We start from the raw sequence: 9,500 nt of genomic DNA on the forward strand, positions 1-9,500 counted from the left end.
AATGGCCTTAACCCATTTGTGAAGGCTGTGGGCAGAGACGCCCAGTCGCTCCGATTCCGACCGGATCGTGCGGTATCAGAATGTCGCTCTTGCGCGCCAGATGCAGCAGGCCCGCGCCACTTTCAAATATTTCGATCCTTCCGTCTGTCAGGAAAGGCACCTGCCCGAAAGGTTGACGATCAAGATGATTGGGGTCAGGTTCTTCGAACGGGACAGTCCGCACGTCATACGAAAGCCCGGCTTCCTCGCAGGCCCATCTCAGTCTCATATCACGCACAAATCCAGCGGGGCCATTGGGCATCGGCACCCAATCTAATGTCCAGATAATTACTTTCTGTGCCATGGTCTTAACTCCTTACAGAAGATTAATCTTGGCAAACCTTCATCTACCTGTGCGATCCACAGACGAGCATAGGTGTCACTTTGAAGAATCACTCTCGTGGATCACTCTTGCGGCGCGAGCCTGAACAAAGACGTAAACCATGCGGCTGCCTCGGTGTCGCCCGTGGCCGTGACATAACCGTCGGATAACAGCGCCGAAAGGGGCACGGGGCCATAGACCGCTGCGGCCAACGTGTTGCCTGTTCCATGCAAGACGAAGTGACTGTCGGGACTGCGTACAGAGGTGGTGTTCAACGTACCCTCGGCCAAATGCATTTCAAATGCCTCGCGACCACAATCGAACCCGGCGGTGAGGTTTTGTCCTCTGGCAAAATCTACCACCAGATTGACACCCATCGAAATCATCAAGGCTGACGGGCTGATAAAGCGCGATGGATCATGGCCCGGCACCGACAGTGCCCAACGACAGAGCGACTCGAGCACGGGACGTAGGCCGTGCCCAGCTTCTGTCAGAGCATATATTCCGAAGCGGTCGTCGTGGGTGATCACTCCGACGTCGGTCAACTGCGTCAGACGGTTAGTCAACACGCTGGCGGTGATGCCCGGCAGACCGCCGCGAATCATTTGAAATCTCTTGGGCGCGAACATCAACTCACGCACGGCAAGCAACGCCCAACGATCGCCGATTAGGTTCAGCGCATGGGCGGCAAGGCAACCTTCGTCATAGCGAATGCGTAGGTTTCCACCTTTATTAGTCATAAAAAGAAACCTTAAGTTGTTTTTTCATACTATTATTGGCAGAGTATCATTGCAAGCGCGAATCGCCCGCGCAAGTTTTGCTTTGGAGGATGACTATGACTTACTTCACAGGTGCTGTGGCAGCGGTGCCGACGGCTAACAAAGACAAATACGCCCACCACGTCGCAACTGCCTGGCCCATGTTCAAAGCCGCCGGTGCCGTCCGGATGGTCGAAATATGGGGTGTGGATGTCCCCGATGGAAAAATCACCGATTTTTACGGTGCTGTGGGAGCCAAGGACAGCGAAACTATCGTGTTTTCATGGATCGAATGGCCCAAAAAGGCCACGGCAGACGCGATGTGGCAAAAGATGGAAGAAAGCGGCGATACGGAGCGAATGCCGGAGATGCCCTTTGACGGCAGCCGAATGATTTATGGGGGCTTCTCTCCGATTTACGAGGCCGGAACCGATATCGGCGCGGGGTATTATCAGGGGTTCCTGACACCAGTCCCCGCAGCCAACAAGAAACCCTACACCCAAATGGCCGAAGAGGGGTGGAAGATGTTTAAAAAGGGCGGGGCCATTGGCATGGTCGAAGCTTGGGGCATCGATGTGCCCCATGGAAAAGTCACCGATTTCTACCGCGCCACCAAGGCAGAAGAAGGTGAGGTTCCGGTGTTCAGCTGGGCGGTCTGGCCCGACCGCGCGACCTGCGACGCCGCCAAGGCGATGGAGGCCGAAATGCCAGATATGGACGTATCCGGCATGCCGTTTGATGGAATGCGGATGATGTGGGCAGGGTTCGAACCACTGTTTGACACAGCGAGCCTAGAGTAGCTTGATGAACAAGGGCATAGACCTGCAATGTCGCTGCGGCACGGCACGGTTCATTTGAAACCAGAGGCGGTCTAATTATGAGCACCGAATGCCATTGCGCCTCATTGGCGCTTGGGTAGCTATGGGCTTTCGACGACCCAAGGTTGATTATGTCCATGCCGTGATCGACGCAAATGATGCCACATCGCTTTCGGCTTGCCGACCCTGGCCGCACCAAGATCATCACAAGAGAAACGGCATGAAACTCACCCACACTCTTTCCCTCATTGTCCTTCCCTTCACCGCGATGGCCGAAACGGTCGAGATGAATGGCCTCGACGTCTATTACGAAGTCCATGGTGATCTCGCGTCGGGCGAAACACCCGTCCTGCTCTTGCACGGCGGCATGGGCAACTTCCACAGTGATTTCTCCAACCTGTTACCGCCGCTCGCTGAGCAGTACCCGGTAATCGGTATCGACCAACAGGGTCACGGTCGGACCGGCGGGCGTGACGCGGCAATCACGCTTCAGAGCATGCGTGAGGACACGCTCGCCGTGCTCAATGCGCTGGATGTGGAACAGGTTCATGTCATCGGCTTTTCCATGGGCGGCATGTTGGCGCTGGAACTCGGTGTCCATACACCTGAGCGGCTCGCGACGCTTACTGCCATTTCCGCAAGCCAGAACATCGACGGCATGCGTCCCGAGATCACTGAGCTGAACCGCACTCCCGGGGCGGAACCGTCTCCAGAGGCACTCGAATTGCTACCAACGGAAGAAGATTTCGCCAAGATGCAGGCAGGCTTTGCCAACAATCCAGACGGTCCCGAGCAGTTCGAGCTGACCTTCACAGCGATGCAAACTTTTATGAACAGCGGCTGGGGTTGGAGCAATGCAGAACTTGGCAGGATCATGACGCCAACACTGCTGGTCTTGGGCGACACCGACTTTTCGCCGGTTGAACACTTGGCGGCGATGGCAGACATGATCCCGGATGCCCAGCTCGCGATCCTGCCCGACACGACGCACCTCACCATCACTCAGCGTGCCGACTGGCTTGTGCCGATGGTCGAGGCGCGGATAGGAGGCGTTCGATGACAGGCGTCTGATAAACAATGTGAAAGTCCACGAGCAGAAGATCCATGGAGTATCACCAGTGGCCTGACAAGACAGTATTTTTCCGAAAGGTGGGGACTTTTAGCAGGCCACGGATGCCAATGTACGACAGGCTGATAACAAAATGAATGATCGGCCAAGGAAGCGCCCTGGCTATCGAACACCGGCAAAGGTGCTCCTGGGTGAGTACTAAGCAGCCATCAATACCGCGGGCGCCGCACTTATCGCTTGAATTCAGTAACTTTACATCGCTCTTTCCGGAAAGTTACCAACTTTATTATAACGTAAATTGGTTGATTTCCTGTAAGATGCCACGAAAGTTACCAACTTTATTTATTCTGGTAGGTGATCTAACATCGTAAAATAACGCATACAGAGGTGTTTTGTTACCAACTTTATTATGAGACCACATGTTCATGGATGAATAAAAAACGCTTTACAACATGCGGCAATATGTCGCATGTTGTGCGCAGCCGTTGCGTTGCAGCATTTCGTTAGTGTGCTTATTATCGTGGCGGTCTTTCTCCTCTCTGCTGGGATTATATCGCCATGAAATCACCAAACGTCCTCGCAACTCGGCTTTATGCTAGCCGGGTCGCTTGGCTGTTGCTCGCCTGTACTCTTCTGATCTTTCCTTCTCTTACTTATGCTGCCGCTGGGTCGCTTAATCTTACGACTTCGATTGCCGGTATCTCTTCTGTCCTGATCTTCGTGCTTGCTTATGCGTTGGTGATGAGTGAAGAGTTACTGCATATGCGCAAGTCTAAGCCTGTGCTAGTCGCTGCAGGCCTTATTTGGGCGATAGTCGCCTGGGTCTATGTTCAAGCGGGTATGCCGGAAGAGGCGGAAACCGCCTTCCGTGAAACGCTGCTTGAATACACCGAGCTGCTTTTGTTTTTGCTGGTCGCGATGACCTATATCAACGCCATGGAAGAGCGGCGTATTTTTGATGCGCTGCGTTCTTGGCTAGTGCGCAAAGGGTTCAGCTATCGCAGCTTATTCTGGATTACCGGGGTAATGGCGTTTGGTATTTCAGCCATTGCCAACAACATGACCACGGCAATGTTGATGTGCGCCGTGGTACTGAAAGTAGCCGAGGGCGATAATAAATTTATCAGCCTTTGCTGTGTAAATGTGGTGGTTGCCTCTAATGCTGGCGGTGCCTTTAGTCCGTTTGGTGATATCACTACGCTGATGGTGTGGCAGGCAGGTCAGGTACCGTTTGGCGGCTTTTTCGCGCTGTTAGTTCCTGCGCTGGTCAATTTTTTAGTACCTGCCGCCATCATGAATTTCTTTATTGTGAATCGTCAGCCCGCAGCGTTAAAAGAGAACGTTTGGCTCAAGCGAGGCTCTCGGCGGATTATCTTGCTGTTTTTGATTACTGTCGCGATTTCGGTGCTGTGCCACTCTATTCTGCACCTACCGCCCGCCATGGGCATGATGTTTGGTCTGGGCCTTTTACAGTTCTTTGGCTATTACCTGCGGCGCAGCCTGCCGCGCTCGCTTGAGCGCAAGCGTGAGCGCTATTCTAGGCGGGGTGATTGGAAGAAGCTGGAACAGCTGGGTAGCGTGGTTCCGTTTGATATTTTCAGCCGTATCGCGCGCTCCGAATGGGACACTCTACTGTTCTTTTACGGCGTGGTTATGTGCGTAGGTGGCTTGGGCTTTATGGGCTATCTCAGCCTGCTTTCCGAAACGCTTTACGGCAGTTGGAACCCGGTATGGGCTAATGTGGTATTAGGGCTAATCTCGGCGGTGGTGGATAACATACCGGTTATGTTTGCGGTGCTTTCTATGGCCCCAGATATGTCGGAAGGCAACTGGCTGTTGATCACGCTGACAGCCGGTGTCGGGGGTAGTTTGCTATCGATGGGTTCCGCGGCCGGTGTTGCGCTTATGGGCCAGGCGCGAGGTATTTATACCTTTGCCGGGCACTTACGTTGGATGCCGGCCATTTTACTAGGCTATATCGGCAGCATCGCGGCGCATCTATGGATTAATGCCTCGATGTTCTGAGCCCATTATGGCCCTAAGTCGTATTAAACGGGCCCGAAAAGCTAAAATGCCCCTCATTGATAACTCAATGAGGGGCATTTTTATGAGAGCAACTTAGCATACTTAACCCAGCACAACCCGTGTAAAAAAGTGAAATAAGCAGTACGGGGTACGCTTCAAACGAGATCAATTTTTACAGATCATGGCCCGTGATAACTTGGCAAATTTCGGCAAAATTCTTTGCCATCGGGACGGGGTTAATGTCTTTACCCACGGCGTTTTGTATATCGCTTGCTGAGATAAGGCCGCGAATTCTCAGTTCTTGGTTATCGTTGAGCTCGGTAATCAATAGATGCTGATCGGTAAAGCTCTCCATCGATAGTACTAGGTCTTCAATCGTCAATGAACCCAGCTGTGAAACGGGCATGGCGCTAAGCTTTTGCCAAGGTGTCATGATCATTTCAGCCGTGACTTCCTCGCGATTGAGATTGCGCTGTTGCATGGCAAGATTAATCCGCCGAGAGCCAATCACTTCTTTCGAGGTGATAACGCCAATACAGTGCGCGCGTTTATCCATCACGAACAGTAGACGTATGCCACCGTGGCGCATTTTTAGATGAGTATCGTCTATTGGGGTGTCTGCATCGACGGACTGAGGCATTAGCTGAGAAAAATCAGTCAGCACGGTCATTGCAGGGCTAGTGGGTAATAGCCGCTTGGGTGCAGGCATTGCCAATATTGGTGTGGTGCTTAATTGGGCCAATGGCTTAGGTGAATATGTTACTTGGTTCATTAGGGCTGCTCCATGTGGAGAAAAGGTGAATCGTAAATATCGGGTTCACCGTGTTGTTCCACAGTTGCATTCAATTCTTACCACAACCTTAAGAGACTGATAAATTTTATTGTGTAGCGAGCCATTCCAGCAGTTCATTTTCGGTAGGCTGCGGCAGATTAATAATAACGCGCAGCCCTGCGCTGGGTGACTCTTCAAGCTGTAACGTACCGCCATGGCGCGTTACTAAACGCTCCACAATAGAGAGGCCCAACCCTGAACCTGCACTGGGGCCGGAACGTTGAAAGCGTTCAATGACTTTTTTGCGTTCGCTTAACGGTATGCCGGGACCTTGGTCATCAACTATTATCTGAAACCCCCGTGCCATTGCTGCCAGCGTAATACTGATCACGCTTCGGTTGGGAGAGTGCTGAATGGCGTTGCCGACTAGGTTTTGCACCAAGGTTTCAATTGCCCCCGGCTCTTCTGACATTAGCCAAGCTGCGCGCTCATCCGCTTCTAATAACAGCTGCTGACCGCGCTCTGTGGCCAATGGGGACAGCTTAGCCAGAGTCTCGCGAACTTCACGTAGCAGATGCGTATGGCGATAATCGGGCAGCGCTTCTTCTTCGGGCTCTAAGCGGGCGAGCGTTAGTAGCTGCGTGACTAAGCGCGTTGAGCGCGCAACGCCACTGCGCAAGTGGCTTAATGCTTCTTGACGGTCCTCAATGTTATCGGCCGTCAGCGCATTTTGCGCGTGTAAATCGAGCACGGCTAATGGCGTGCGCAGCTCATGAGCCGCATCGGCGATGAAGCGCTTTTCACGTATGCGCATCAGCCGAATTCGTTTTAAAAGCCGGTTGAGTGCTCCAGCAATAGTGTTTAACTCACGAGGCAGTGGGCTTAGCGTTAGTGGCTGTAAATTGTGCGGGTCGCGGCTGCGAATTTGATCGGCCATGCGAGATAGCGGGGCTAACCCCCAGCCGATGGACCACCATAAAAAAGCAGTCAGTAATGGCAGCCCGATTAAGTCAGGCATCAGTGTACGCAGCGCCACGGCTCTAATGAGCTCCCCGCGGGCATCTTCACGTTCGCTGACCACTATTCGCTGAGTAGAATTTGATACTGCTAGTACATAAATGCGCCATTCATGCTCATCGATATGCAGGCTGGTGAAACCAGGAGGATGGTCAGCAAGATTGGCGTCAGGCGCATTGGCCGAGCGCAGTAATAAACGGTCATCTTCCCATAGCTGAAAGGCTAATTTGCTTTCGTAACGCTGCCCTGCAAAGCGTTTATCCCAGTGCTTGGCACGCTGCAAAGCGTTATCCAAGTTATTAAGTAACGCGCTGCGATACTCTTCCGGTAACGGCGTTTGCAGTAGTCCATCTAGTAGGCGTGCGTTCTGGGCCAGGCTGGCATCATAAAGTTCTTCAACTTCGTGAGCCGCATAGCGATAGCTGATAAAACCAATCACCAACATGCTGAGACCAAATACCAGCAGCACAAGCCCTAGGGTGCGTTGTCGGATAGAGGTCATGGGCGTTCATCCTGGCCGGTTTTATCCATTACGTAACCAATGCCACGCAGTGTGCGAATGAGCTGAGGAAAAAATTTTCGCCGCAGGTGGTGCACATGTACTTCAATCGCATTGCTTTCCACATCCTCGCTCCAGCCATAGACAAGGCGCGTTAAGGTATCGCGCGTGAACACCCGCCCAGGATGCGTCATAAACTCTTGCAGCAAGGTTAGCTCGCGACGCGATAGCACTACCAACTGCCCCTGGTAGCTGACCCGCATGGTTAGCGGGTCAAGATGAATGCCACGGCACTCCAAGGCGCTATTAACCTGACCATTGCTGCGCCTCAATAGGGCGCGCAGGCGAGCCTTTAGTTCGGCGACTTCAAACGGCTTGGTTAAATAGTCGTCGGCGCCAGAATCTAACCCATTGATGCGGTCATCCACGGCATCCCGAGCGGTCAGCACTAGAATTGGCACACGATTACCCTGGCGCCTCACCGCTTCCAACACCTGCATGCCATCCATTCGCGGTAAGCCCAGATCAAGAATAACGGCATCGAAAGGCTCACCCTCTTTTAACGCGGCCAGCGCAGTGACACCGTCCTTAAGGTGGTCCACCGTGAAATGCTCGGGTTTTAACGCCAAGCGAATGCCCGATGCCAAGCTGGGGTCATCTTCTACCAATAATATCCGCATGGCGGGATGGTTACTCCTCTACATCAACGCAGCCACTTAGCACCGAAAGAGATAGCGCACAAAGGCCCTGATTGTCAGGATAAAGGTTATAGTCTGTAGGTTGATAACCTAGCACGCTTTATTACATTTCTTGCGCTTTGTGTTGCCGCTATACTCGTTCAATACGCATGTCTTGGCGCCTCGGCGGTATTGATGTAGACGCCCTCAGGGGGTAAAAATAAACGTTAAAAGACCGTACTTAAAAGGGGACGAGAGTGATAGTTAAAGGAATGATCAGCGGTCTAGTGGCTCTCTGTGTGCTTACGGGCGCGACAGGTGCATTTGCTCAAGAAGACGAGCGTGAGGCGATGGCCAAGCGTTTAGCGCCGGTAGGTAAACTGTGCTTACAGGGCCAAGAGTGTGGAACAGCTGTTCTTCTAGCTGCTGCTGATGTTGCAGACGTCGAAGAAGAGGCGGTCGCCAGCGAAGCCGATGCCAATGCCAATAGCTCCATCGATACTGCCGCGCTTTATTCCGGTGCGGGTTGTGCCGTGTGTCATGCTAACGGTATCGCGGGCGCACCGAAGATGGGCGATTCAGCGGCCTGGACAGCGCGTTTGGCAAAAGGCACTGACGCATTATATGCCAGTGCGATTAATGGTATTGGCGCCATGCCAGCAAAAGGCGGCCGCCCTAATCTTTCTGAGGAAGAAGTGATGGCGCTTGTCGATTACATGATTGCGGAAGAATAATCATCGGCAGTACTGAAATAACGCTTTAGCTTATCCACAGGGCGTTTTGGCTATCGGCCTGTGGATGATTTTTATTATCCAAGCAGTGAGCGCAGCCCTGCAATCGCGTCTTTACCCCGCGCCTGCTTCTTTTCGGGATCTTCTTTATCCGCACGGCCTTCCCACTCTAAATCCTCGGCGGGTAGCTCTTCTAAAAAGCGGCTTGGCTGGCAGTCCATCAGCTCGCCGTAGGCTTTGCGCTGGCGGGCAAGCGTTAGTGTAAGTGTGCGTCGTGCCCGGGTGATGCCGACATACGCTAGTCGTCGCTCCTCCTCAACGGTGCCCACTTCAATGGCGTTGCGATGAGGCAATAGATCTTCTTCCAGGCCCAGCAAATAAACATGCGGAAACTCCAATCCTTTCGAGGCGTGCATCGTCAGTAGCTGCACGCGATCAGAGTCATCTTCTTCGGCCTGCTGTTCTAAAATATCGCGCAGCACCAGGCGTGAAATCGCGGCTTCAATGCCGTCGGTTTCCGTCTCAGTAGCATCGGTATCGTCTTCAGTGTCGCGGTTGAGCGACTTCTCTAGCTGATCGATCAAAATCCACACGTTGGCCATGCGCCGCTCGGCGACGGTGGGCGCGCTGGCGTTTTGATACAGCCACGCTTCGTAATCCATATCCCGCAGCATGTCGCGAATGGCGGCAGTCGCATCGCCTTGGTCCATGCGTTTACGTACGCCGTCAATAAAGTGGGTAAAGCGCGACAGTCGCTCGACAGAGCGTGTTGG

General features: G+C 53.1%; 10 protein-coding genes and 1 pseudogene. 5 read left to right on the top strand and 6 right to left on the bottom strand.

Annotated elements, in window-relative coordinates; translation table 11 throughout:
* Nucleotides 1–7: 7 nt before the first annotated feature.
* Nucleotides 8–343 (bottom strand): glutathione S-transferase N-terminal domain-containing protein, encoded by a 336-nt coding sequence (locus ACTH5D_RS16065; RefSeq protein ID WP_441672981.1) that lies wholly within the window; start codon nt 341–343, stop codon nt 8–10.
* A 101-nt stretch (nt 344–444) separates the two neighbouring features.
* Nucleotides 445–1,101 (bottom strand): winged helix-turn-helix transcriptional regulator, encoded by a 657-nt coding sequence (locus ACTH5D_RS16070; protein ID WP_441672983.1) that lies wholly within the window; start codon nt 1,099–1,101, stop codon nt 445–447.
* Between the two features lie 95 nt (nt 1,102–1,196).
* Here ACTH5D_RS16070 and ACTH5D_RS16075 point away from each other — a divergent pair, with 95 nt between their 5' ends.
* From ACTH5D_RS16075 to nhaD, 4 genes and pseudogenes are all read left to right on the top strand, one after another.
* Nucleotides 1,197–1,919, top strand: coding sequence for a DUF1428 domain-containing protein (locus ACTH5D_RS16075; RefSeq protein ID WP_441672985.1), 723 nt, complete (start codon nt 1,197–1,199; stop codon nt 1,917–1,919).
* Between the two features lie 238 nt (nt 1,920–2,157).
* A complete protein-coding gene (locus tag ACTH5D_RS16080) occupies nt 2,158–2,997 on the top strand; it encodes an alpha/beta fold hydrolase (RefSeq protein ID WP_441672987.1) in 840 nt (279 codons plus the stop codon).
* Between the two features lie 54 nt (nt 2,998–3,051).
* Nucleotides 3,052–3,208 (top strand): annotated as a pseudogene (locus ACTH5D_RS16085) (IS30 family transposase); the annotation flags it as partial.
* Nucleotides 3,209–3,564: 356 nt separating this feature from the next.
* On the top strand, nt 3,565–5,031 hold the full coding sequence (gene nhaD / locus ACTH5D_RS16090) for a sodium:proton antiporter NhaD (RefSeq protein WP_441672989.1): 1,467 nt from the start codon (nt 3,565–3,567) through the stop codon (nt 5,029–5,031).
* A gap of 172 nt (nt 5,032–5,203) precedes the next feature.
* Here nhaD and ACTH5D_RS16095 read toward each other — a convergent pair whose 3' ends face one another.
* The 3 genes from ACTH5D_RS16095 to ACTH5D_RS16105 form a co-directional block, all read right to left on the bottom strand.
* Complete coding sequence (locus ACTH5D_RS16095) at nt 5,204–5,803, bottom strand: CBS domain-containing protein (protein WP_441672991.1); 600 nt, start codon at nt 5,801–5,803, stop codon at nt 5,204–5,206.
* A gap of 106 nt (nt 5,804–5,909) precedes the next feature.
* Nucleotides 5,910–7,322 carry an ATP-binding protein gene (locus ACTH5D_RS16100; RefSeq protein ID WP_441672993.1) on the bottom strand — a complete coding sequence of 471 codons (1,413 nt, stop codon included), beginning with the start codon at nt 7,320–7,322 and terminating at the stop codon, nt 5,910–5,912.
* Nucleotides 7,319–7,999: a response regulator transcription factor gene (locus ACTH5D_RS16105; RefSeq protein ID WP_441672995.1), complete on the bottom strand. Its 681-nt coding sequence runs from the start codon at nt 7,997–7,999 to the stop codon at nt 7,319–7,321. The genes ACTH5D_RS16100 and ACTH5D_RS16105 overlap by 4 nt, the downstream gene beginning before the upstream one ends.
* 254 nt (nt 8,000–8,253) lie before the next feature.
* Here ACTH5D_RS16105 and ACTH5D_RS16110 point away from each other — a divergent pair, with 254 nt between their 5' ends.
* Nucleotides 8,254–8,730: a c-type cytochrome gene (locus tag ACTH5D_RS16110; protein WP_441672997.1), complete on the top strand. Its 477-nt coding sequence runs from the start codon at nt 8,254–8,256 to the stop codon at nt 8,728–8,730.
* Nucleotides 8,731–8,804: 74 nt separating this feature from the next.
* Here ACTH5D_RS16110 and ACTH5D_RS16115 read toward each other — a convergent pair.
* Nucleotides 8,805–9,500 (bottom strand): 3'-5' exonuclease (locus tag ACTH5D_RS16115; protein ID WP_441672999.1); only part of this gene is annotated, 696 nt, incomplete at its 5' end.

Source organism: Halomonas sp. (assembly GCF_052095695.1).
In the GTDB taxonomy this organism is placed as follows: Bacteria; Pseudomonadota; Gammaproteobacteria; order Pseudomonadales; family Halomonadaceae; genus Vreelandella.